Here is a 23,984-nt window from a genome sequence, read left to right as displayed (position 1 = left end):
ATCCCATTGACAAACCCGGAAGACTTTATCTAGCTTTTGAGCTTTTATACACCTTTTTTTACCTTTTGAAATTTTCTCATTTTTTGTGTATTTTAGTTGTCTTTTACAGAATTTTGTGTTATACTTAAGCCATCCCAAACAAAGGAGTTGATTTTATGCGTTACACAATCAGCGGAAAAAATATCAACATTACACCAGGCTTAAAAGATGCCGTGGAAAGTAAATTAGGAAAACTGGAGCGCTATTTTTCTCCTGATACAGAAGTACAGGTAACATTAAGCGTAGAGAAAGGACGTCAGAAAATAGAGGTTACGATTCCTGTCAAAGGCAGCATTATCCGTGCTGAACAGGATTCCAGCGATATGTACGTATCCGTTGATCTTGTAGAAGAGATCATCGAGCGCCAGATCAAGAAATATAAAACCAAGATCGTCGATAAGAAACAGAGCGCATTAGCTTTCAGCGAAGCTTTCCTTCAGGAAGAAGCAGAGCAGGAAGAAACCGTTAATATCGTAAAGACAAAACGCTTCGCGATGAAACCGATGGATGCTGAAGAGGCATGCGTACAGATGGAACTTTTAGGACACAATTTCTTTATGTTCCTCAACGCAGATACAAACGAAGTAAACGTTGTTTACAAGAGAAAAGGCAACTCCTACGGACTGATCGAGCCGGAGTTCTAAGTGTTCTGAAATTTCATAAGAATGAATCACCGGATAACGGCACCGATACGGATCATCGTACAGTGACCGGTTCTCCGGATCAGTAGAAAAACAGGCGGTACCTGATCTGAAATCGGTTATCGCCTGTTCTTTGTCTTCTTTTATCTCTTCTTTTTTGCACACGCCGCGCACGCCTCACATGCGCTCTTCGCGACTGCCATCCCGCCGAGGGATGTCTCGCGAAGCTCCGACGGGATCGAACGTCCGACCGCATACATGACTCCGATCGTCTCATCGATCGGGGTGATGCTCCGGATCCCGGCCATGGAGAGTTCTGCTGAGATCAGCGCATTCGAAGCGCCCATCGCATTCCGGTTCTGGCATGGATTTTCAACCAGTCCTCCGATCGGATCACAGACGAGTCCTAAAATATTCACGATCGCAAAGGATGCCGCATCGAGACACTGTGCCGGAGTTCCTCCGAGAAGCTCCACGGCCGCGGACGCCGCCATCGCACTCGCCGCTCCGACCTCCGCCTGACAGCCGCCCTCCGCTCCTGCCGTTGTTGCATTTCTCGTGATCAGGTAGCCGACTGCCGCCGCATTGAACAGCACCTTGCAGATCTCCTCATCCGTAAATCCGAAATTTTCCTGCAGCGAACAGAAAACTCCCGGGATCACTCCCGAAGATCCTGCGGTCGGTGCCGCCACGATAAGTCCCATGGAGGCATTGACCTCGAGAACTCCCACTGCGTAAGCGATCGCCTTTGAGACCACATCCCCGCAGATATTCTTTCCGTTCTCCCGGAGTGTGTGCAGCTTCCGGCTCTCCCCGCCGATCATGCCGCCCATGCTGACGATGTTCTCCTTCAACGGCTTTTTCGCCGACGCCTGCATGATCGACCATGCCTTTTTCATCTTTTCCTTCGTCTTTTGCGGATCCTGCTCCAGGAAGGTCGTCTCCCGCTCAAACATCGCCTCGGAGATCGTTTTCTTTTCTTTCTCACAGTACTCTAAAAGTTCTGCTCCATTTGTAAAATTCATCGTTTTCCCTCCCGTCAGTCCAGATTGATCGCCGGAACCAAAAGTACATTTTTGACCGCCTCAAAGCCGCGCAGAGCGTTTACCACCTGGTTTGAGACCGTCGTGTCCACTTCAATGATCGCATAGGCCATCTTGCCCTTGCTCTCCCTGTAGAGGCGCAGGGAGCCGATATTTAAGTCGTATGCACTTAAAACTGCCGTCACGAATGCAAGCGTTCCCTTCTTGTCGATATGCTGGACTACGATCGTACTGTAATTTCCGGTGAGATCCACATCAACGCCATTTAACCGCGTAATGACCGCATTTCCGCCGCCGATGGACTTTCCGCGCAGGGACATCTCATTCCCGTTCTCATCCTTCACATAGATGTCCACCGTGTTCGGATAGATCTCCTTGTCCGTAAAATTCTCCTCAAAACTGAACTGGAGTCCCGCCTCCTTCGCGTACTCAAACGAATCGCGGATCCTCTCATCATCCGGATGGTACCCTAAGATACCGCCGACCAGCGCCCGGTCCGTGCCGTGCCCATGGTACGTGCGCGCAAAAGAGCCATAGAGAACAAAGCGCACCGACACCGGTTTCTCCACCATTTTTCCGGCGATAAAGGCGATCCTCAGCGCTCCCGCCGTGTGAGAGCTTGACGGTCCGATCATATTCGGTCCGAGAATATCGAACGTTCCGATCTCATTCATACCTGTTTCCTCATTTCCTGTATTTTTCGCAAAACGGCCATGATGCTGCATGGAAAATACGCAGCGCTGGATTATAAAACGCAGCTGCCGTTTTGCTTTTCTTTTTCTACATACTGCACTATCCACTATTATACACAAAAAGGAGCTGTTTTTCCACAGCTCCTTATCGTTTCTTTTTTATAGTTCCTGCTGTAATTCTTCGCTTGTTCTTCTCTCTATTCCCGACAACTCCCAGCGGCAAGTCTCCGGGCAGGAGTGCCTTAATTCAGGAACGTAACCGCCTTCGCCGGCGTTCTGTAATACGCGTTGGAAATAATAATACCGGTCTTTGACGTGCTGGCGTGAATGATCTTTCCATCGCCGATATAGAGCGCAACGTGGTTGATCGTCTTTCCACTCGCATAGAACAGAAGGTCACCCGGCTGGATCTCAGACAGGGAGATCTGCTTTCCGTTCGATGCCTGATCTCTCGAAGTACGTCCGGTGGAAACTCCAAAATGCTCAAAGATCCGCATCGTAAATCCGGAACAGTCCGCTCCGTTTGTCAGGCTTGTCCCACCGTATACATACGGATTTCCGAGGAACTGTTTCGCATAAGCCACGATCGCTGTGCGGACTGCAGAATCATATACCGCACTTCCCGGTCCGTTCTGGGTATCCTGGTAACTTCCGGAGGTTCCCGTACTGCTGCCTGTGGAAGTATTACTGCCGTCACCGCCCGGACCTGCCGTATTGCCGGTATTCTGGCTTGTGCTGCCCTGGCTGCTCTGGTTCGTCTGCTCCTTCGTCGTTCCGTTGTCCGCATTCGGATTCTGCGCGATCATACCGATCGAGGTTGACGGAGTGTCCTTATTTTCCGTGCTCTGTCCAGATTCCTTTTTCAGCTCCTCAACCTTTGCGATCGCATCGTCCGCCTCTTTCTTGATCCGGGCAGCCTCCTCAGCTTTCTGCTTTTCTTCCTCAACGCTGACCGCCTGCTTGAACTCTACCCTCTGTGTGACATAATCCTTATGAACATATCCGCTCAGGGATTCATCGACCTGGATCTCGATAAAATCGCCGTCTTCCTTCACTTCCAGATATTCCGAATCTTTGGAAAGTGTCGTGAGGACCGCGCTGTTCATATTCGGCTGTTCGCGGAGATTTAAACCGTCCGCGCTGACTGTGACATATACAGTTCCCACATTCTTTGCGATCTTCTCAGCCTCAGCACCGGTAATAAAATATTCTGATTTTATGTAACCTTTAACGGAACCGGACTGGATCTGATACCAGGTTCCTCCCTCTCCGTCCACCGTTGCAAGGATCGTCGCCGCACAGTTATTGTAGATCTTTCCGACAATACTGCTGGAGGTGTTCGCCTCAGAACGGATATTTACATAGTTGCTCACGTGGGAGATCGCCACATTATCGTAAGCCGACTGTTTATTTCCAACGGTCGTGATCCCCTCTCTGGCGCTCACCTGCACCGAAAGCGTCTCAGCCGCATAAGCAGCCTGCGGCATCATGAGCGCCATGCTCAGCCCGCAGACCGCGATGATTCTTCCTGCTCTGTTCATTCTTTTTCTTTTCTCCTGTCAATTACCGGCAATCCCGTCTTAATTCTGCATCCTGTCAAAAGCTGTCGATATACTTAATTCTGCCCGTTCAGATAAGCTTCCACCGATGCGACGCAGTTCGCGCCGTCCGCCACCGCCGTCACGATCTGGCGGAGCGCCTTTGTACGGACATCCCCGGCCGCGAAGATTCCCGGAACATTTGTCCTTCCGTCCTCGCCGGCTGCGATATATCCCGCCGGATCCATCTCCACGGATCCTCTGAATCTCTCACTGTTCGGGGTGATCCCGACCGCGACGAACACGCCGTCCACAGCCAGGTCATTCTTCTCCCCGGTCTTCTTATTTAAAATTCTGAGTGTTTCCACCTTATCTGTTCCGACAATTTCTTCCGGGACTGTATCCCACAGGATCTCCACATTCGGAAGCTCCATCAGACGCTTCTGTAAACTCTTCGCTCCCCGGAACTCGTCTCTTCTGTGGATCACATAGACTTTCTCGCAGAGTCTCGCGAGGAAGATCGCATCCTCAAGGGCAACATCCCCGCCGCCGATCACCGCAGTCGTCTTTTTCCGGAAAAACGCACCGTCACAGGTCGCGCAGTAGGAAACACCTTTTCCCGTAAACTCCGCCTCTCCCAGGATCTCAAGCTTTCTGTGATGCGCCCCGGAAGCGATGATGACCGCTCTCGCAAGTCTCGTCTCCTTTTTGCAGACAACCTGATAGATCACAGGCGGGCGCTCCGCCCCGGCTTCTGCTGCCGTCAGGAGTTCCTGCTCCTCTTCCTTCCCGGATGCATCTGCGGACTCCGCACTTTCGATCTTCTGTACGGTATCTTTTGCGAATTCCACCCCGAGCTTATCGGCATGTTCCCGGAATTTCATTCCGAGATCAAAGCCGCCGATCCCCGGAAGTCCGGCATAATTGTCTACCTCATATGTTGTAAGCACCTGTCCGCCGCTCATCCTCTCTTTTTCGATCACGAGTGTCTCAAGCTCCGCGCGTTTTGCGTAGATCGCAGCCCCGAGTCCCGCCGGACCGGAACCGATAATGATCAGATCATAAATCTGTTCCATGATGCCTCCAATCTCAGAATCGATATATGTGATACATTTTCCGCACATCCTGTTCTTCATGTCCGCACCAGGCGGTCACAAAACACAAAAATACGCCTTGTATAGTATAGCACCATATATATCTATTATACAATCAGTTTCACTGAAATTTAAGTGGCATTCCTGTGGCAAAATACAGAAAAACGCAGCCATACGAGGGAGTACGACTGCGTTTTTCTACATCCTGATCAATTCACTTGGGGTATTAAAGGATATTGAAGGTATCTTTGCTGCATCCTGCAGCATATTTATCTGTAACGGTCCGTCCCTGGTTGAAGTACAGAGGGATGGGACGAAACCATTGCATTCAGGGAATTTTCCAGCTGTTTATTTTTCTCTTTCCGCCGCAAGCTGCTTCTTTAAGAAGGACAGCTGGCCGCCGCTCAGCACAACTGCGATCTCATTATCCGTAAGGTCAAGGCGTGCGCGGAAGGTGAAGTCTTTCGTCTTATCTTTGATGAGAATGGATCTTGTCGGGATCTGATCGAGCAGATCCGTAAACTCCAGCTCATCATTCTGGTCAAGACGGTCGTAGTCGGCCGGATCTTCGAATAACATCGGGATCACGCCGTGGTTTACAAGGTTTCCCTTGTGGATTCTCGCGATGCTCTTTGCGATTACCGCTTTGACGCCGAGGTACATCGGGTTGATGGCCGCATGTTCACGGGAAGATCCCTGGCCATAGTTTTCGCCGCCGATAATGATGCTCTTTCCCATCGCCTTTGCACGTGCCGCAAACTCCGGATCATAACGGTGGTAGCAGTACTGGGACATCAGCGGAATATTGGAACGCATGCTGGAGAATTCCGCGCTGGCCGGGGTGATATCATCCGTCGAGATGTTGTCACGCCCCTTTAAGCTGATCGGTGCACAGAGATACTGGGTCGGAGCTTCCGGCACCGGAAGGAACTTGATGTTCGGTCCGCGGACGATCTCAACCTTTTTCGCTTCCTCCTCGGAGAGCGGAGGAATGATCATGGAATCGTCAACAATGTACTGATCCGGCTCTTTGATCTCGCCGAGGATCTTCACGTTCTCGCCCATGATGTCCTCTGCGGTCGCAAATGTTCCCATAATCGCAGTCGCAGCGGCACTTTCCGGGCTTACCAGGTAGATCTTCGCAGTCGGATTTCCGGCGCGTCCCTTGAAGTTCCGGTTGGAAGTGCGGACAGCGACTCCGTCTGTTGCCGGTGTCTGGCCGATCGCGCAGCACGGGCCGCATGCGATCTCAAGGATCCGGACTCCTGCTGCGAGCAGCATATCGATATAGCCGTCACGCATCAGCTCACGGTAAGTCTGTTTCGAAGCGATCGCACAGGTGCAGCTCACGTCATCGTTGACATGATGTCCTTTGAACACGAGAGCAGCTTTTGCGATATCTGCATAGCTCGCATTCGTACAGCTTCCGATAAATACCTGCTGAACGCGCTTTTTCTCTGCATCCTTTAGCGGAATGACGTTGTCCGGCTGGTGTGGACATGAGATCAGCGGTTCCAGCTCGCTTAAGTTGATGTCAATGCATTCATCATATTCCGCATCCTCGTCCGGCAGCATTTCCACATACTGGTCGCCGCGTCCCTGCGCAGTCATGAACTTTTTCACCTGCGCATCCGCCGGGAAAATCGAGGTTGTCGCACCCATCTCAGCACCCATATTGGCGATCGTGGCTCTCGCCGGGACCTCCAGAGCTGCTGCGCCTGGTCCTACATACTCATATACATTTCCAAGTCCGCCTTTGATCGTGACGAGCTGGAGCATTTTTAAGATGACTTCCTTCGGGTTGCAGCCGGGTTTTAAGGAACCGGTAAGATTTACCTTCACGACACGCGGCATGGTGAGGCGCATCGGAACACCGGTCATTGCAGTCGCAACATCCATTCCGCCGACTCCGATACAGAGCATGCCGATCGCGCCGCCGTGCGGAGTGTGGCTGTCACCGCCCATGCTGACCTTTCCCGGAATTCCGAATCTTGCAACATGGACCGCATGGCAGATCCCGTTTCCCGGTCTGGAGACATGGACACCGAAACGCTTTGCCGCAGACTGTAAGTAGATATGGTCATCCGGCGTCTTATTGTCCACATAGAGCAGGTTGTGGTCCAGGTAGCTGACACTGCACTCCGTGCGGATCCGGTCAAGTCCGATCGCTTCAAATGCCAGGTATGTCATAACGGCATTGATGTCGTGGGTTAAGGTCTGGTCCACTTTAATAAAAACTTCCTCGCCCGGAGTCATGCTGCCGGAAACATAGTGGGACTCGATAATTTTTCTGGTCAATGATTTTCCCATGGTAAAACCTCCATCACAATCTTCATAACTGCTGTTTTCACTTTTTTATTTTCTTCTTCATCTGCACGATCTGCCGACTCTGACTTTCTGAAATTTTGCGGCGCCGATCACGCTCAAATTACTTTTGATCTGGTCTCATCATATCATCGGCAGCCGGGAAAATAAAATTGAAAGGTGGAATGAAATGATTCAAAAGTGGAATGGGGTACTTGCAAAAGCAAAATTTTTCTCTAAAAAACGGGACAAGCTGCCGATTCTGTCGTAAAATAATACTACGAATCCATAAAACGATTCCGTAGGTCTGCATATTTCTCGCCCCGGAATCGTTACCATGACTTAAGGGATGTGATTTTTCCATGAAAGACTCCGACTGGAGAATTCTTTATGAACTGCATAAAACATCAAATCTGACGAAAACGGCAAATCTCCTTTTTATGACGCAGCCGACCCTGACAAAGCGTTTAAAACAGATGGAGACCGAATGGGGATGTACCATTGTGGACCGGACGCCAAAAGGCCTGACATTCACCGCAGAAGGAAATTTTCTTGCCGCACAGGCAGAAAAATATCTGGAGCTGTTCCATGACACAAAGGAAGAATTAAAAAAACTGCAGGATGCCGCACTGACGGAGATCGTGATCGGCGCTTCCTACACTTACAGCAAATACTCTCTCGCAGATGTTCTTGTTCCGTACCAGATCGCGCATCCAAATATAAAATTCCGGATCGTCAATGATTCCAGTGATGCTCTTTACCGCCAGGTCCTGGACGGATCCGTGGATGTAGGATTTCTGCGCGGGGATTATGAGGGACCGGTAAACAGGACTCTGTTAGAGGAGACCCGCGGTTTCCTTGTCACGAAAGGAGCCGTGGAAGTGTCTGCGCTTCCCGGACTGCACCGGCTGGACTATAAAACGAACGAAAAGACGACCAAGATCCTGAACAGATGGTGGGAAATGTGCTTTGAGAGCGCTTACCCGTCCGGAATGATGGTCGGGCACATCGACGGGGCATGGAAGCTGATCGATGAGGGGATGGGATATGCCCTGAGTTTTCTGCCGGAAAACTTTGAGAACCGGTATCAGCTGACGCTCACGCCGCTTACATGGCCGGACGGAACACCGGTGACGAGAAAAACATGGTTTGTGTACCCGAAGGAGAAACGACTGCCGGAAAAGCTTGCCGATTTTATAAAATATACGGAATCGCTTGCTGCTTCATTTTCATCTTCATCTGCTTATTTTTAAGAAGGAACTTCTATGAAAAACATTGACTGGAAAATTTTAAAAGTATTATATGAAAAGCGCAGCATCACAAAGGCCGCCGACGCCCTCTTTATGACCCAGTCCGCCCTGACAAAGCGGCTGCAGTCGATCGAGAGCGAGTGGGGCCGCCAACTCGTGGAACGGACAAGCCGCGGCGTAACTTTCACAGAAGACGGAAAATATCTGGTACAGAAGGCAAACATCATGCTGGATTTTCTCCAGGAGATCGGGGACCACTTTGCAGACCGCCATACAAAGATGGAATCCTTAAAACTCGGCGTCCCGAACTCGTTTGCAAAGCGCCATCTTCCGAAACTCCTCGCCGCATACCAGAAAAGCGGAGCCAATCTCTATATCAAGACAATTTCCAACTCCAGCGACGTGATCTTAAAGGATCTGATCGACGATACGATCGATATCGGTCTCGTCTGCGGCGATTTCCCGTATCTCGGTGACCAGGTATGCCTGTTTCAGGAAGAGCTCTACATCGTTGCCCCGAAAACAGCAACCATGGATTCCATCGAACATATGCCACTCATCGAGACCTTCTATAATCCGATGGTCCGCATGATCATCAATCAATGGTGGAAAAGTCAGTTCGGAAGCAGTCCCCATGAGAAACAGCAGGTTCCCTACTTTGACATCGCCATCGAAATGGCAGAAAACGGGCTCGGGATCTGTTTCGTGTTCGGAGATGACTGGAAGATCGACGAGGAAAAACTACAGCTGATCCCTGCTTATGACCGGGACGGAAATCCTGTTTCCAGAAAAGTCTCCATGCTGATCTCGGACCGCTGCTATAAAAGCGAGGGAATCTCTGATTTTATCCGGTTTGTGGAAAACTATTACGGAGTAAACTGAAATTGGATCCGGCTGTCTGAAACCTGTTTGTAATCCGGCGTGATATTCCATAATGGAATATCGCGCCTATTCTTTTCCTGAATTTCCATTTGACATGTTAATAATTTATCATAAAGATATCACAAGACAGGATCCCTCCGATCTTTCCCTGAAGCCATCACTCCGGCTGCAGGAAATCCGGCATCGGATCTGGGAATCCCGTAACGTGATCAAGTGGGTATCTTTTATATGATCTATATTCATCTCAGGAGGAAAAGGAAATGAGCTACGCTTATGTGGGCTGCAGAACAACAAAAGAACGAAATGCACGCGGAAAAGGCTTAAAAGTTTTCGAGATCAACGACAAGACCGGAGACTGGAACCTGATCCAGTGTTTAAAGACGGAGGAGGAAAATCCATCCTACCAGACACTCGACAATGAGGGAAACTTTCTCTATTCCGTACACGGAGACAAGACAAAAGTCTCCAGCTATAAAATTCTTGAAGACGGAACTTTATCTCCGTTAAATATGATCGAAATCGGCGGAAAAAATCCGGTGTTCATCACTGCTGACAGAACAAACCGCTTTTTAGTCGTTGCTGCTCTTCAGGGCGGCGCTGTCTATGTCATTAAGAGAAATGAAGACGGAAGCCTCGGCGAGATCGTCTCTGAGACTCATCTTCCTGGCAAAAAAGAGGGAACTGTCTCCTTCGCACACCAGTGTATCTGGGATCAGACAAAGACCTACCTTTTTGTTGTGACCCAGGGAAGGATCCAGGGCTACGGTCAGGTTCTCGTATACCGCTTTGACGCAGAAAACGGGACTCTCACCGAGACCGACTGCTTCCGCTCCAGAGAGTACGATGAGCCGCGCCACATCGCAATCCATCCGAACAACCGGTATGCGTACCTGATCAATGAAAAGGGCAACAAGATGACATATTTCGGCTTTGATGACGTGAACGGAAAGCTTCTTCCGCGCCAGAACCTGCCGACACTTCCCGAGACATACACCGGAGAAGGACAGGCCAGCGCCTCTCTCCTTGATAAAAACGGTGAGATCCTCATCGGTTCCAACCGCATCCACGAATCCATCGTTCTCTACCGCATCGATCAGGAGACCGGTTATATGAAGGAGCTCGGCTACTATCCGGCAATGGGTCTCACCCCACGTTTCATTACCTTCAATCCGGATTACAGCCGTTTCTATATGGCAAATGAGGACAGCGATACCATTATCGAGATGAAACTTGACTCTGAACAGGGCCGCATGGAATACACAGGCCGCGTGATCGCAGCCGAAAGTCCGGTCTGCATCACATTCCGATAGGGAGGTGCACATATGAATCTTGGTCTTATTTCACTTATCGCTCTTTTAGCAGCTATCGTCATCGGCTTCGTCCGCAAGGCGAATGTCGGAATCTTATGTATCGGCTTCTCTATGGTCCTCGGTCTCGTCTACGGGATCAAGGCCGGAGACATCATTAAGGGCTTCAGTTCCTCCCTCTGCATGCAGATGATCGGTATCACTTATCTCTTTGCCATCATCAACGAAAACGGAACTCTGGAGCTTCTCGCAAAAAAAATGGTAGCGCTTGTCGGACCGCACAAGGCGCTGATCCCGTTCGTCATGTACCTGCTCGGATTCCTGATCTGTGCGGTGGGACCGGGAGCTATCCCGTCTCTCGCGATCGTTCCGGTCATCGCGATCCCGGTTGCGATATCCGCAGGTGTGAACCCGATCATGACGGCAATCATCGGCGATCTCGGCGTTATGTCCGGACGTATGAGCCCGCTGACTCCGGAGAGTGCCGTTGTCCGTGAGCTTATGGAAGCACAGGGACTCGCAGGAAATACCGTTCCGATCATGATGTGCCTCACTGTGACAGCTCTTGTCGTGGCTGTTCTCGTGTACATCTACTACAAAGGATGGAAGGTCGCTCCGCACACAGCTCATGAGGACGTTCTTCCGAAATTCAGCAAAAATCAGTGGCTCTCCCTCGCGGGACTTGCCGCTCTCGCCATCGGTGCCCTGTTCTTTTCATGGAATGTCGGTCTCACAGGATTTACCGTCGGTTCTGTTCTGATCGTTCTCGGATGCGGCGATGAAAAGACTGCATTCAAGATGATCCCATGGAACGTGATCATCATGGTTCTCGGTGTCGGCATCTTAATGAATGTCATCTCCCTCTCCGGTGGTATCGACATCATGGTCGACGGTCTGGAATCCGTTATGGGTCCGAAGACAGCCGCAACGATCATGGCGATCGCAGCAGGTCTCATGTCCTTCTTCAGTTCCGGTCTCGGTGTCGTATTCCCGACCTTGATCCCGACAGCTAGCGGGCTCGCTGCGAGCATCGGCGGCGTGACAGCGTTAGAGCTTGTCTCCGTAATCGTTATCGGCGGAACTGTTTCCGGCTTCACACCGATCTCCACCACCGGTGCTCTCATCATGGCAGGTGTTGCGCAGCAGGAGGATGCAGATGAAAAATTCCCGCAGAACAGACTGTTTGTCGAGCTGTTCGCGGTATCCTTCATCGCGCTTGCGGTGTTGGCAGTATTCGCTTTTATTGGAATTTATAAGATTATTGCATGAATATGCTAATTTGCTAAATAATTTCGATTATTCCATTTTTTTTGTTCATTCAGGGACTGAAGGTCCCAAATACATCCTTTGGAATGCCTGGTGAATCTTCATCGGGCATTTTTCTTAAAAAGTAATAAATTTAAGGAATGGATCTTCATGACATTTTGGCATGATGAATTGCGCCAAATTCATAAAATCCCTGCTGTTTTTCTGATATACTAAAATTAAATTATGACCGCCTGGGAAGAATTCAAATGATTCTTCCGGAAATGATCTATCATTATTTAGAAAGGAGAATCACAGCTGTATGAATGCAGAAACGCTGTGATACAAATGACCATGTTCAATAAAGAAGAACGAACCTACTGGATCGAAAACTACAAAAAATTTCCGACTGCAAACATCTCCGATGCCATGGACAATCTCGGACTCCGCTCCGGAGTTGTACTCGGACTTCACGCTCTGGATGTCTACCAGCCGCGTACTGCAGGCTTTGCGAAGACGATCCGCCAGATGCGCAGAAAGACTGCATTCGACGGAAAAGCGCTGACAAAACAGGCATCCATCATCGACACCCAGACCGAATACGGCGATCTTCTCGTCATCGAGGCGACCGGTCTTACCGATATCGCCACAGGCGGCGCCATGTTAGCCACAAGAGCCCAGATGCGCGGCGTGATGGGGGAACTCACAAACGGAAGTCTCCGCGACATCGACGAGATCGCAGAGCTGAAATTCCCGGTCTATCTGGGCAGCACAAGCCCGGTAAAGAGCGCCCGTTTCATGGAGACGGTTGACACCGATGTCCCGGTATTCATCGGCGGCGTCCAGATCTGCCCGGAAGACCTCATCCTTATGGACCGCACCGGCGTTGCCGTCGTTCCAAGTGCACATTTAAAGGAAGTTCTCGAAGAAGCCGAAAAGATCAAAGCAAAGGAAGACCGGATCGAAGACCTCGTCCGCGGCGGAATGAGCCTGAATGAGGCGAGACAGCAGAAATAAACTTACACAAAATCCCTCCGAAATATTTCGGGGGGATTTTCATCGTTACCATTGTATGATTTAACCTGATATGTTATACTTCGCACATCGGAAAGCCGGACGACTTTCCCCTCTTCGATTGAAGAGCAATTATACATCTCTCCCACAAATGAAAGGGAGAAATAAAAAATGAGGTGTCTCTCTATGAAAAAAACAGTTCTCGTCACCGGCTCCTCCCGCGGGATCGGGCGGGCGGTGGCTTTAAAATTTGCTTCCTGCGGATACCATGTCGTGATCAACTGTGCCCGAAGCACAGAACGGATGGAAGAAGTGAAAAAAGAAGTGGAGACGCTCGGTGCAGAGTGCCTGGCGGTACAGGCGGATGTCGGAAATCCGGAAGACTGTAAGCGCCTGTTTCAGGAGATCGAGTCCCGCTTCGGTCATGTGGATGTCCTCGTAAACAACGCCGGGATCTCCATCATCGGGCTCTTACAGGACTTGAGCTTTGAAGACTGGAACCGGATCGTCTCCGCGAATCTCTCCTCCGTCTTCCACTGTGCAAAACTCGCGATCCCAGGCATGATCCACAACCACAGTGGCAAGATCATCAATATCTCCTCCGTCTGGGGAGTCTGCGGCGCGTCCTGTGAAGCGGCATATTCCGCGACAAAAGGCGGCGTCAACGGACTCACGATGGCTCTCGCAAAAGAACTCGCCCCGTCGAATATCCAGGTCAACGCGATCGCCTGCGGCGCGATCGACACCGAGATGAACGGTTTTCTCTCCGAGGAAGAACATGCGATGCTTTTGGATGAGATCCCGGCCGGACGCATGGGAAAACCCGAGGAAGTCGCTGACCTCGTCATGAAACTCGTCGAAGCACCGGAATATCTGACCGGTCAGATCATTAAAATGGATGGGGGCTGGATCTAATCCGCCCCCACCAGTCTACGGATCCCAAATTCCGGCTGTTTTACTAATTGTTCCAGCAGATCCCTGTTTTCCGCTGAATTTTCTATCTGTCTCACAAAGAGATACGCGGTGCGGGAGAGTGCTGAGATCCGTTCTTTCGCAGATCTTTCTGTGACCATTTCATCATTTTCCAGAGACGTTACAGGCTCTGCATCTTTCCCTCTGCCCTCTCCGGTTCTCTTCCCATACTTCCCGGGATTTCTGAAATACTCCGCCATCTCCAGCTCTTCTGCTGCCACAGCACCGAACACGGCCATCTTCGCTTTCGTATAAAGATTCCCATCGTAGAATCCCGGCATCACAAACGAATACAGGAAATAGAACAGGAGCCGTTCCGTACAGACTTCCGTCTCCGGCATATTCCGGCGGAACTCCTGCTGCCGTTCCTCATACCGGCTGCGGCTGTCCTCCGAATGATACAAAAACGTCCTGCTGCACTCCAAAAGTTCCGGGAATCCGTGTCCGATCGGGGAGAGGGATGCAAACTCGGCGAAAAAATCCGCCATGAGGGAAAAACGCTCTTCCAGGTTATGCATGTCTGCCTTCCCTGGTGTGTATACATCGTTAGTTTTTTCCCAATCTTTTTCCCTGTGATCGGCTTCTTTCAATCTTCCCGGCACATTTCTTTCCGTCATCCTTTCTTCCTTCGTCTGCAGATGATCTCCTGTTTTGTCTCCATCTATCAGATCAGGAACAGGATCCGCCCCGTTTCTTCTGCATGCAGTTTCTTTCGCCCGCCCCACAAGCGCCTCCACGCCAGCCGTATCTTCTCTTCTCAGTCTTCCCTGCACGTCATGACAAAATGCCAGGATCCGCCTCATGCGAGCCCAAAGCGGCATTCTGCGGTCTCCCGCCATCGCGAACACCTGCTCCCTGACGGAAAACCAAAGCGCCAGGCGCTCCTCATCGATCCCGTCCGTATTTCCTTTTCGCTCCGGCATGTTCCTCGTGATAAGCCGGAAATCCTCCGACAGGATCAGTCTCGCCGCCTCCGGGCAGGAACATAAAAGCTCCACCTCGTGGATATCTCCAAAATCCTCCACATGTCTCGGATAGCGCCTGCAGGTCCTCGTCATCGCCGCTTCCCCGTATTCTCTGCAGAGATCACAAAGCCCGTCCCCAGCAAGGAACGGGCATCTGTCTCCGTCCGGGATAATGAGACGGCGGCGGACTGATCTTCTCAGGCGCTCTGCCAGCTCACTTTTCCCCTTCCGGAGTTTCTGATATGTTTTTTCCGTCTCCCTGTCCACGGTGATCTCCCATCCGATACAGCAGGTATCCGGACATTCCCCCGCAAGACAGTGAAACTTTTTATAATAACCTGGATAATGAATGATCAAGCGTTCTTAGCCTCTCTCTCCTCACGTTCCCGCTCCGCCTGGGACTTTCTCAGGTAGTCCGGCTTATGCTCCATGGCAGTCTCCGTCTTTCCCTCCGCAAAATAGACAGCACCGAGAGCGGCCACAGACGCGGCTCTCTGGCGGTTTACATGCGCCGGGGCAAGATCATAAGGCACGGTCATCTTCTCCGCGATCTGCTTCTCGTAAACAGGCACACCGTCACCTAAAAAGATCACGCGCTCGCCCATCGCGTTCAGTTTTTCGATCAGCTCGCCCATATCCATCGCATCCTGATCCATCACGGTCTCAAATTTCTTCTCAAAGCGATAGATTCCCGTGTAGACCTGGTTTCTTCTCGCATCCATGATCGGACAGATCAGTCCGGATGCACCGAACAGGTTGTACGCTGTCGCGTCAAGCGTCGGAACATGGATCAGCGGCTTATTTAATGCCAGTCCAAGTCCCTTCGCAGTCGCAGAGCCGATCCTGAGTCCCGTAAAGGATCCCGGACCGCCTGACACCGCGATCGCGTCGATCGTGTTCAGATCGATCCCGACAAGTTTTACCATCTCATCGATCATCGGCAGCAGAGTCTGTGAATGGGTCATCTTGAAATCCACCGTATATTCCGCCATCGTGATCCCATCCTCATAGATGGCCGTCGATGCCACCAGTGAGGAGCTCTCAATTCCTAAAATCCGCATCTATTTGTCCTCCACCGTGATCTTTCTGTAATCAAAACCTTTCTCCAGGTTCTTTTCGATCGTGACGGTTTTCACATGTTCCGGCAGGATCTCCTCGATCATGTTGGACCACTCGATGAGCGTCACACCATCCCCGTAGAAGCAGTCTTCGTATCCAACTTCATCCATCTCGCTGATATCACCGATCCGGTACACATCGAAATGGTACAGCGGCATTCTTCCGCTGTCATACTGCTGGACGATCGTGAAGGTCGGGCTGTTTACCGGCTCCGTGATTCCGAGTCCCTCAGCAAAGCCCTTCGTAAAAACTGTTTTCCCGACGCCAAGATCGCCGTTCAGACAGATCACTTCGCCCGGCTTTGCCTGTTCCCCAAGCATTTTTCCAAAGGCGAAGGTCTCCTCCGGTGCATTTGTTTCCTTTATCATGCCTTTAATCCTTTCGTCTTCTTCGGCGGAAGATTCCGCTTGCAGAAATCAACAAACTCCTGCTTTCTCCCTTCAATGGACCGGAATGGCACAAGATATCCGTTTGTCGGTCCGACCTTGATGATATACATATTCGGGATCCGAACGACTTTCCAGATCTGATCCCATTTCAACTCTCCGGTCACACCGGCCTGTTCGACCCCAATCTGCTCATCCGAAACGTCAAGATTGATCGGCGTTGAGTATCCGGTCGTTTTCGCATGCGCCTTTGCCTTCATCCAGATCATGATCGGCTGGACAAACACAAAAAGGATGATACAGCCCAAAAGCATGACTCTCTGCATCACTGCCACCGAGCTCCATGCGTATCCGAGGATCCCGATGACCAGGATCAGAAACACGAATGTAAAGATCCCGGCAAATCCCGAATACGCGCTGTACATGGAGAAATCAAAAATATCTCTCGCTGTCATTTTTACCTGAATTTTCATACCAGTTTTTCCTCTTCAAATGCCGTCCGGATCCGGTTCATACACTCCTCGATGACGCTGCGCGGGGAAGCGACGTTGATACGCTCAAATCCGCGTCCCTCCTCACCGAAGATATATCCCTCATCCAGAGCGACCTTTGCTTTCTTCTGCATCAGTTCTTCCAGTTTTTTCTCATCCCGGTCAACGTATCCGTTGAGATCAAGCCACGCGAGGTAGGTTCCCTCCGCCTTGACGAGATGGGCCTTCGGAAGGTATTTCTTTAAATATTCGTCGATATACGCGAAGTTTCCATCCAGATAGTCCTTCAGCTGCTCCAGCCACTCTTCCCCCTCTGTGTAGGCCGCGATCATCGCCGTCATACCCAGAGCGGAAGCGCCATCCATGGACAGGCTGCCATTCACATAGTCTTTCCACTTTTTCTGAAGTTCCTTATTGTGGATCACGATGTTGGAGGTCTTCATTCCGGCAAGGTTGAAGGTCTTGCTCGGCGCCGTGCAGACAACGATCCGGTCCGCATACTCCGGAGCCACATTCATGATCGGTGTGAAGGTCACACCGCGGCGGATCAGATCGCAGTGGATCTCATCGCAGATGATCCATTTGTCATATTTTTTACAGATCTCAACCGTCTTTTTAAGCTCATCTTCTGTCCAGACACGGCCTGTCGGGTTATGCGGGCTGCACACCACGAGAACCTTGTTTGCCGGATCCGCCATCTTTCGATCAAGATCTTCAAAGTCGATCCGGTAAGCACCGTTCTCATAGATCAGGGCGTTATCTACCGGAATGCGGCCGTTGCTGTTGGCCTTATTCGTAAATGGATAGTAGATCGGGCGCTGGAGAACGATCCCGTCCCCCGGTTCCGTGAGGAGGTTGATGAGCGCTGCATAGGCAGCCACAACGCCCGGACAGAAGAACAGGTTCTCTCTGCTCTCATCCCAGCCATAGCGCTTCTTCATCCAGCCTGTCACAGCGTCCATGCACTCGTCCGCATCGTACATGGTATAGCCAAAGATCTTCCGGTCGATCCGCTCATGGAGAGCCTTTAAGATCGGTTCTGCGCAGGCAAAGTCCATATCTGCTACCCAGAGGGCAAGAGAATCCTTGTCCGCTCCCTTCGGCAGGCGCTCAACCTTCATTGCATGGGTTCCTTTACGGTCGATCACTTCATCAAAATTATACTTCATGAATGACTCCTCCATTTCTTCGGCTCGCCGGATGCTTCTCCGTCTGACCTGTTTATTCATTTTTATCTGGTTAGTCTCCTTAAAAGCCTTATATCTCTGGCATTCCTACGCTAAAATCAGTTTCTTCCTGCCGCAGGGATTTCAGGACTTTTCCGCCAATTAAATCTTCCTTCATATCGACAATTTAGAATTTATTCCTCATCCAATATCATAGATAAGGAAATTCTTTTCTTCGCCATATCCACTCCGAGAACCTTCACCTCAACGATATCCCCTACGCTGACCGCCTCAAGCGGATGCTTGATGTACTTCTTGGAAAGCTGGGAAATGTGCACAAGACCGTCCTGATGGACACCGATATCTACGAAAGCGCCGAAATCAATGACGTTTCTGACGGTTCCCTTTAAGATCATTCCCGGTTTTAAGTCCTTCATATCGAGGACATCCGTTCTGAGGATCGGTTTCTGCATCTCCTCACGCGGGTCTCTCGCCGGTTTTTCCAGTTCCTTTACGATATCCTTTAAGGTCTCCTCACCAACTTCCAGTTCCTCTGAGAGCTTTTTATAATCCATGATCTTCTTTGAAATCCCGGCAGCTCCGCCTTTTGTGATCTCCTCCGGCTCTACATGGACACGTTTTAACAATTCCATCGCCGCCTTGTAGGACTCTGGATGCACAGACGTTCCGTCAAGTGGATTATCCCCACCGGCAATTCTCATAAATCCGGCGCACTGCTCGAACGCCTTCGGGCCGAGCTTTGCGACCTTTAAGAGCTGGCGGCGGTTTGTGAATGCACCGTTCTCCTCACGGTAAGCGACAATATTTTTCGCGATCGTCTTTGACACGCCGGAGATGTACTCCAAAAGGGATGCCGATGCTGTGTTCAGGTCAACTCCAACCTTGTTTACGCAGTCCTCCACAACATTCCCGAGCGCCTCACCGAGGTGTTTCTGGTTCATATCATGCTGATACTGACCGACGCCGATGGCCTTCGGATCGATCTTTACAAGCTCTGCAAGCGGGTCCTGGAGACGTCTCGCGATGGAGACAGCACTTCTCTGACCTACATCAAATTTCGGGAATTCCTCTGTCGCAAGCTTACTGGCAGAATATACGGAAGCTCCCGCCTCGTTTACGATCACATACTGGACGTGTTCCGGGATCTCCTTGATAAACTCCGCGATGATCTGCTCAGACTCTCTGGAAGCAGTTCCGTTTCCGACGGAGATCAGGGAGATCTGATATTTCTCGATCAGCTTCTTTAAGGTCTTTTTCGCGTCCTCGACCTTATTCTGCGGTGCGGTCGGATAGATCACAACGGTATCGAGGACTTTTCCGGTCGCATCAACGACAGCCAGCTTACAGCCGGTACGGAACGCCGGGTCCCATCCAAGAACAACGCGTCCTGCGATCGGAGGCTGCATGAGAAGCTGTTCCAGGTTCTTTCCGAATACCTGGATCGCGCCGTCCTCCGCCTTTTCCGTCATGAGATTTCTGACCTCACGCTCGATCGCCGGAGCGATCAGACGGTTATAGCTGTCCGCGATCACTTCCTGCAGGATCGGAGTTGTCACCGGGTTTTCTCTCGTGATCACCATCTTGTTCAGATAGCGCAGGATCTTCTCCTCCGGAGCCACGATCTTTACAGTCAGGATCTTTTCCTTCTCGCCGCGGTTTAAGGCGAGGATCCTGTGTCCTGCACACTTTCTCACGAGTTCCTCGTGGTGATAGTACATCTCATAGACAGATTCTGACTTCTCATCCTTTGCCTCGGAGACGATCGATCCCTCTTCCTTCGTCACGTTTCGGATATAGGCGCGGTATTTCGCAACCTCGGAGATCCGCTCCGCGAGAATATCCTTTGCGCCGTCGATCACTGCTTTCACGTTCGCAACGCCTTTTTCCTCTGATACATACGGGGCCGCAAGAGTCTCGATCGGCTCCTTCGCCATCTGCAGCATAATCGTATCGGCAAGCGGCTCAAGTCCTCTTTCCTTTGCAACGCTTGCTCTCGTCTTTCTCTTCGGGCGGAACGGAAGATATAAGTCCTCGACCGCCACCATCGTCTCAGCATCCTCGATCTTTTTCTTCAGATCAGCGGTAAGTTTTCCCTGATCTTCGATCGCCGCGAGGACCTGGGTCTTACGTTCTTCCAGTCCGCGCAGATATTTTAATCGTTCATCCAGGTTCCTTAATACCTCATCGTTTAAGGAACCGGTTACTTCTTTCCGGTATCTGGCAATAAACGGAATCGTGTTTCCCTCGTCGATCAGATTTACGGCTGCCTCGATCTGGCTCCGTTTTACCCCTAATTCCGCTGTCAGTACGCCTAAAATGTCCATGTTGTTTCTCCTTCTGGTTCTTCCCCGGACGGCTCCAGGCTGCCGGAGATGTCAATCTCCATTATAATTCAATCCATCCTCTTATGCAACTTAAATGTGGACATGCGCGGCGTTTCATGTTAAACTATACGGTAACTGTTCCGTGTCATTTTTCCGCGGCGCGGACAAGTTTCACATACATTTAGGAGGAATTTTCATGACAGATTACGACGATCAGAATTCATCTGAATATAAAGACCAAACCACTGAAACAGCTCCTGCAGAACAGACCGGTCAGCAGATTTCATCCCCGGCAGACGGACAGGATACAAACCAGCAGTCCCCGGACAATAGGCAGATGCCTCCTCAGAATAATGGACAGGATCCTTACTGGCAGAACACAAATAACCAGCAGATCCCTCCTCAGAACAACGGACAGAATCCTTACTGGCAGAACCCAAACAACCAGCAGATCCCTCCTCAGAACAACGGACAGAATCCTTACTGGCAGAACACAAATAACCAGCAGATCCCTCCTCAGAACAACGGACAGAATCCTTACTGGCAGAACCCAAACAACCAGCAGATGCCTCCTCAGCATAACGGGCAGCCGCCCTACTGGCAGGATCAGCCGCAGCGCCCAAGACGCGAGAAAAACTCATTCGCAGCGATGTCCCTGATCAGCGGTATCTTCGCGATCCTGACGCTCTGCTGTTTCGCATTCCCGGTTGCGATCATCTGCGGAGTCGGCGCGATCTGTTTCGCGATCATCTCCAAACGCGGGCAGGCATTCCGCGGAACAGCCATCGCAGGCATCATTCTCGGTGTGATCGCCATTCTCCTCGGTGTCGGTGAATTCTTTTATGCTCTGACGATCACCAACTTGATGAAGGACCCGGCCAACGCGGCAGCTTTCAACCAGTTCTTTGAACAGTTTCAGCAGCAGTTCGGGATCAATTAATCTTTTGTTTCAAAAGCCGGTTGATCACCTTTTATGGCAATCGAAAAGCCACTGTTCCCTTCCATCGATCACAAAAAGATCGCGGAAGAAGAACAGTGGCTTTCCTTTTTTCCATATGACGCAAAAAAACCGGCAGAACACGCATAAAACGTATTCCACCGGTCTTAAGTTCTGCCGTACGGCTAATTGCTATACAGAATTAAACGAGCTCGATCAGAACTGCCATAGCACCGTCGCCCTTACGCTGACCGATCTTGATGATTCTTGTGTAACCACCGTTACGGGAAGCGTACTTCGGAGCGATCTCGTTGAACAGCTTGTTTGTAAGATCAACTTTCTTTGTGTTTTTCTTCTTACCAGCTGCTGCTGTCGGAACTTCTGTTACGTCATAAAGAGCTTTTACCATCTGTCTTCTTGCATGAAGTCTGGACGGCATGTCCTTCTTGATTTCCTTCTCAACTTCATCGTATACAGTAACTTTCTTACCGTCAACAACTTCTTTTACTCTCTTGCCGTTAGCGTCCTTGCGGGCAACTTTAGCAGTAACTTTTACAGTCTCGAAGTTATCTTTCTCTTTTACTGCAAGAGCGATCAGGCTCTCAACGATCTTTCTTACTTCTTTAGCTCTAGCCTCAGTTGTAACGATCTTTCCATGATATAAAAGGTTTGTAGCCTGGATTCTAAGTAATGCTTTTCTCTGACTGGAAGTTCTTCCGAGTTTTCTATAACCTGCCATGATTTAATTCTCCTCCATTTGTGGAACAGCCGCCCACGCATCTTTGGACTTACTGGACTGCCGCCTTTTTCTCCATAATGAGTCGCTCTACGCCCGTCCGTGCTTCTTTGGACTTACCATCCGGGTGTGTATCACAACTAAATTTTACTGTTCGTCACTTGAATTGAGCTGTAAGCCCAGTTCTTTTAACTTTGCAAGTACTTCCTCGAGGGACTTACGACCAAGGTTTCTAACCTTCATCATATCCTCAGATGTACGGCTGCAAAGCTCTTCAACGGTATTGATACCGGCTCTCTTGAGACAGTTGTAGGAACGAACGGATAACTCCAGCTCGTCAATGTTCATCTCAAGAACTTTCTCTTTCTCGTTGTTCTCCTTTTCAACCATAACCTCTGCAGTCTTTGCATTCTCAGAGAGGTCGATGAAGAGATTCAGATGCTCGCTTAAAACTTTAGCAGCAAGGCTGACTGCCTCGTCCGGATCAAGTGTTCCGTTTGTGTAGATCTCAAGTGTGAGCTTATCGTAGTCTGTCTGCTGACCAACACGGGTGTTCTCAACGGACATGTTGACACGCTCAACCGGTGTGTAAATGGAATCTACAGCGAGAACTCCGATCGGAAGATCGTCGCTCTTGTTCTTATCAGCGCTCACGTAGCCACGGCCGTTGGTGATCGTAAGTTCCATGTAGAACTTGCTGTCTGCACCGCCGCTTAATGTTGCGATCACCTGATCCGGGTTGAGGATCTCGATGTCAGCATCTGTCTGAATGTCAGATGCGTGGATCACGCCCTCGCCCTCGAACTCGATGTACGCAGTCTTCGGCTCGTTTGTATCGCTGTTGTTCTTAATTGCTAAGCTCTTGATGTTCATGATGATCTCAGTTACATCTTCCTTAACGCCGGAGATGGAGCTGAACTCATGAAGTACACCATCAATTTTCACCTGGCTGACAGCAGAACCCGGTAAAGAAGAAAGCATGATTCTTCTCAGGGAATTTCCCAGAGTTGTGCCGTAACCCCTCTCAAGCGGTTCTACGACAAACTTTCCGTATCTTTTATCTTCGGAAATCTCAGCAATCTCAATGTTTGGTTTCTCAAAATCGAACACAAAAAGCCCCTCCTTTTGGGTATGCTTTGACAAATGCCACGGAGCATTTTAGAACACAAAGCATCCGGCCGAAAAAAGGCCAGATACTTTGTAAAAACCGCTCCGGTGAATTATTTGGAGTATAACTCGACGATGAGCATCTCGTTTACAGGAACGTCGATTTCTTCTCTTGTCGGAAGAGTTTTGATCTCGCCCTTTAAGTTCTCATGGTCAGACTCTAACCATGCCGGAACAAGACGGCCAGCTGTGGTCTCGAGAACCAGCTTGTAGTGGTTGTCGCCTTTGTTCTTTTCTCTGATCTCAACAACATCGCCAGCCTTTACAAGGTAGGACGGGATGTTTACGCACTTACCGTTTACAAGAACGTGCTTGTGGTCAACGATCTGTCTGGCTTCCTTTCTTGTTCTTGCGAAACCAAGACGGAAGATAACGTTGTCAAGTCTGCGCTCAAGAAGGATCATAAGGTTTTCACCTGTCTGTCCGTTTAAACGCTCAGCCTTATCGTAGTAGTTACGGAACGGCTTCTCCAGAACGCCATAGATGAACTTAGCTTTCTGTTTTTCTCTTAACTGAAGACCATACTCACTGATCTTCTTGTTTGCTCTCTTAGATTCTCTGTTGGATTTTTTATCTATTCCTAAATAAATGGGATCAAGGTCAAGGGATCTGCATCTTTTAAGAACAGGAACTCTATCAACTGCCATTTTA

Annotated in this window: 22 protein-coding genes; 8 read left to right on the top strand and 14 right to left on the bottom strand. The window is 50.2% G+C overall.

The genetic code is table 11. From position 1 onward, the window contains the following. Positions 1-155 precede the first annotated feature (155 nt). Positions 156-683, top strand: coding sequence for a ribosome hibernation-promoting factor, HPF/YfiA family (gene hpf, locus V2546_RS14345; RefSeq protein ID WP_118533617.1), 528 nt, complete (start codon positions 156-158; stop codon positions 681-683). Positions 684-823: 140 nt separating this feature from the next. Here hpf and sdaAA read toward each other — a convergent pair whose 3' ends face one another. The 5 genes from sdaAA to V2546_RS14320 all read right to left on the bottom strand — a co-directional run bounded on the left by sdaAA (position 824) and on the right by V2546_RS14320 (position 7,357). Beyond that, positions 824-1,705, bottom strand: coding sequence for an L-serine ammonia-lyase, iron-sulfur-dependent, subunit alpha (gene sdaAA, locus V2546_RS14340; RefSeq protein WP_329752674.1), 882 nt, complete (start codon positions 1,703-1,705; stop codon positions 824-826). A gap of 14 nt (positions 1,706-1,719) precedes the next feature. After that, the gene (gene sdaAB, locus V2546_RS14335) at positions 1,720-2,397 is read right to left on the bottom strand and encodes an L-serine ammonia-lyase, iron-sulfur-dependent subunit beta (RefSeq protein WP_021905496.1); all 678 of its coding nucleotides are present in this window, start codon (positions 2,395-2,397) and stop codon (positions 1,720-1,722) included. Between the two features lie 260 nt (positions 2,398-2,657). Continuing rightward, positions 2,658-3,956, bottom strand: a complete 1,299-nt coding sequence (locus tag V2546_RS14330) for a C40 family peptidase (RefSeq protein ID WP_021905497.1) — start codon at positions 3,954-3,956, stop codon at positions 2,658-2,660. Between the two features lie 74 nt (positions 3,957-4,030). Beyond that, complete coding sequence (locus V2546_RS14325) at positions 4,031-5,029, bottom strand: FAD-dependent oxidoreductase (protein ID WP_329752673.1); 999 nt, start codon at positions 5,027-5,029, stop codon at positions 4,031-4,033. Between the two features lie 366 nt (positions 5,030-5,395). Further along, a complete protein-coding gene (locus V2546_RS14320) occupies positions 5,396-7,357 on the bottom strand; it encodes an aconitate hydratase (RefSeq protein WP_118727771.1) in 1,962 nt (653 codons plus the stop codon). Between the two features lie 356 nt (positions 7,358-7,713). Between V2546_RS14320 and V2546_RS14315 the strand changes: the two genes are divergently transcribed. From V2546_RS14315 to ymfI, 6 genes are all read left to right on the top strand, one after another. After that, positions 7,714-8,604 (top strand): LysR family transcriptional regulator, encoded by an 891-nt coding sequence (locus V2546_RS14315; protein ID WP_329752672.1) that lies wholly within the window; start codon positions 7,714-7,716, stop codon positions 8,602-8,604. Positions 8,605-8,616: 12 nt separating this feature from the next. Then, positions 8,617-9,483: a LysR family transcriptional regulator gene (locus tag V2546_RS14310; RefSeq protein ID WP_021905501.1), complete on the top strand. Its 867-nt coding sequence runs from the start codon at positions 8,617-8,619 to the stop codon at positions 9,481-9,483. 260 nt (positions 9,484-9,743) lie between these two features. Further along, positions 9,744-10,793, top strand: a complete 1,050-nt coding sequence (locus V2546_RS14305) for a lactonase family protein (RefSeq protein WP_021905502.1) — start codon at positions 9,744-9,746, stop codon at positions 10,791-10,793. Positions 10,794-10,805: 12 nt separating this feature from the next. Continuing rightward, a complete protein-coding gene (locus tag V2546_RS14300; RefSeq protein WP_329752671.1) occupies positions 10,806-12,059 on the top strand; it encodes an SLC13 family permease in 1,254 nt (417 codons plus the stop codon). Positions 12,060-12,383: 324 nt separating this feature from the next. Further along, positions 12,384-13,052: an RraA family protein gene (locus tag V2546_RS14295; protein WP_329752676.1), complete on the top strand. Its 669-nt coding sequence runs from the start codon at positions 12,384-12,386 to the stop codon at positions 13,050-13,052. A 183-nt stretch (positions 13,053-13,235) separates the two neighbouring features. Further along, the gene (gene ymfI, locus V2546_RS14290; RefSeq protein WP_329752670.1) at positions 13,236-13,964 is read left to right on the top strand and encodes an elongation factor P 5-aminopentanone reductase; all 729 of its coding nucleotides are present in this window, start codon (positions 13,236-13,238) and stop codon (positions 13,962-13,964) included. On the opposite strand, the gene fliB is transcribed toward ymfI, so the two are convergent. From fliB to V2546_RS14260, 6 genes are all read right to left on the bottom strand, one after another. Next, positions 13,961-15,343 carry a flagellin lysine-N-methylase gene (gene fliB / locus V2546_RS14285; protein ID WP_329752669.1) on the bottom strand — a complete coding sequence of 461 codons (1,383 nt, stop codon included), beginning with the start codon at positions 15,341-15,343 and terminating at the stop codon, positions 13,961-13,963. The genes ymfI and fliB overlap by 4 nt on opposite strands. Then, positions 15,340-16,047 carry a tRNA (adenosine(37)-N6)-threonylcarbamoyltransferase complex dimerization subunit type 1 TsaB gene (tsaB, locus tag V2546_RS14280; protein WP_118650844.1) on the bottom strand — a complete coding sequence of 236 codons (708 nt, stop codon included), beginning with the start codon at positions 16,045-16,047 and terminating at the stop codon, positions 15,340-15,342. The genes fliB and tsaB overlap by 4 nt, the downstream gene beginning before the upstream one ends. Further along, positions 16,048-16,473, bottom strand: coding sequence for a tRNA (adenosine(37)-N6)-threonylcarbamoyltransferase complex ATPase subunit type 1 TsaE (gene tsaE, locus V2546_RS14275; RefSeq protein ID WP_021905508.1), 426 nt, complete (start codon positions 16,471-16,473; stop codon positions 16,048-16,050). Then, the gene (locus V2546_RS14270; protein WP_021905509.1) at positions 16,470-16,964 is read right to left on the bottom strand and encodes a YcxB family protein; all 495 of its coding nucleotides are present in this window, start codon (positions 16,962-16,964) and stop codon (positions 16,470-16,472) included. Before V2546_RS14270 ends, tsaE begins: the two co-directional genes overlap by 4 nt. Further along, entirely contained in the window at positions 16,961-18,151 is a 1,191-nt protein-coding gene (locus tag V2546_RS14265; protein WP_329752668.1) for a MalY/PatB family protein, read from the bottom strand. Before V2546_RS14265 ends, V2546_RS14270 begins: the two co-directional genes overlap by 4 nt. A gap of 191 nt (positions 18,152-18,342) precedes the next feature. Then, positions 18,343-20,493, bottom strand: coding sequence for a Tex family protein (locus V2546_RS14260; RefSeq protein ID WP_329752667.1), 2,151 nt, complete (start codon positions 20,491-20,493; stop codon positions 18,343-18,345). 196 nt (positions 20,494-20,689) lie between these two features. On the opposite strand from V2546_RS14260, the gene V2546_RS14255 reads away from it, so the two are divergent. Further along, positions 20,690-21,433, top strand: a complete 744-nt coding sequence (locus V2546_RS14255) for a hypothetical protein (RefSeq protein ID WP_329752666.1) — start codon at positions 20,690-20,692, stop codon at positions 21,431-21,433. A gap of 199 nt (positions 21,434-21,632) precedes the next feature. Here V2546_RS14255 and V2546_RS14250 read toward each other — a convergent pair whose 3' ends face one another. The 3 genes from V2546_RS14250 to rpsD form a co-directional block, all read right to left on the bottom strand. Continuing rightward, positions 21,633-22,169 carry a bL17 family ribosomal protein gene (locus V2546_RS14250; RefSeq protein ID WP_118532559.1) on the bottom strand — a complete coding sequence of 179 codons (537 nt, stop codon included), beginning with the start codon at positions 22,167-22,169 and terminating at the stop codon, positions 21,633-21,635. Between the two features lie 144 nt (positions 22,170-22,313). Further along, positions 22,314-23,276, bottom strand: a complete 963-nt coding sequence (locus V2546_RS14245; protein ID WP_118298697.1) for a DNA-directed RNA polymerase subunit alpha — start codon at positions 23,274-23,276, stop codon at positions 22,314-22,316. A 110-nt stretch (positions 23,277-23,386) separates the two neighbouring features. Further along, complete coding sequence (rpsD, locus tag V2546_RS14240; protein WP_015553822.1) at positions 23,387-23,980, bottom strand: 30S ribosomal protein S4; 594 nt, start codon at positions 23,978-23,980, stop codon at positions 23,387-23,389. Between the last annotated feature and the right edge of the window lie 4 nt (positions 23,981-23,984).

It is taken from the genome of Clostridium sp. CM74B_53, assembly GCF_036318045.1.
In the GTDB taxonomy this organism is placed as follows: Bacteria; Bacillota; Clostridia; order Lachnospirales; family Lachnospiraceae; genus Pilosibacter.
The sequence above is the reverse complement of the archived record's forward strand: the minus strand, read 5'-3'. Positions and strand labels throughout refer to the sequence as shown.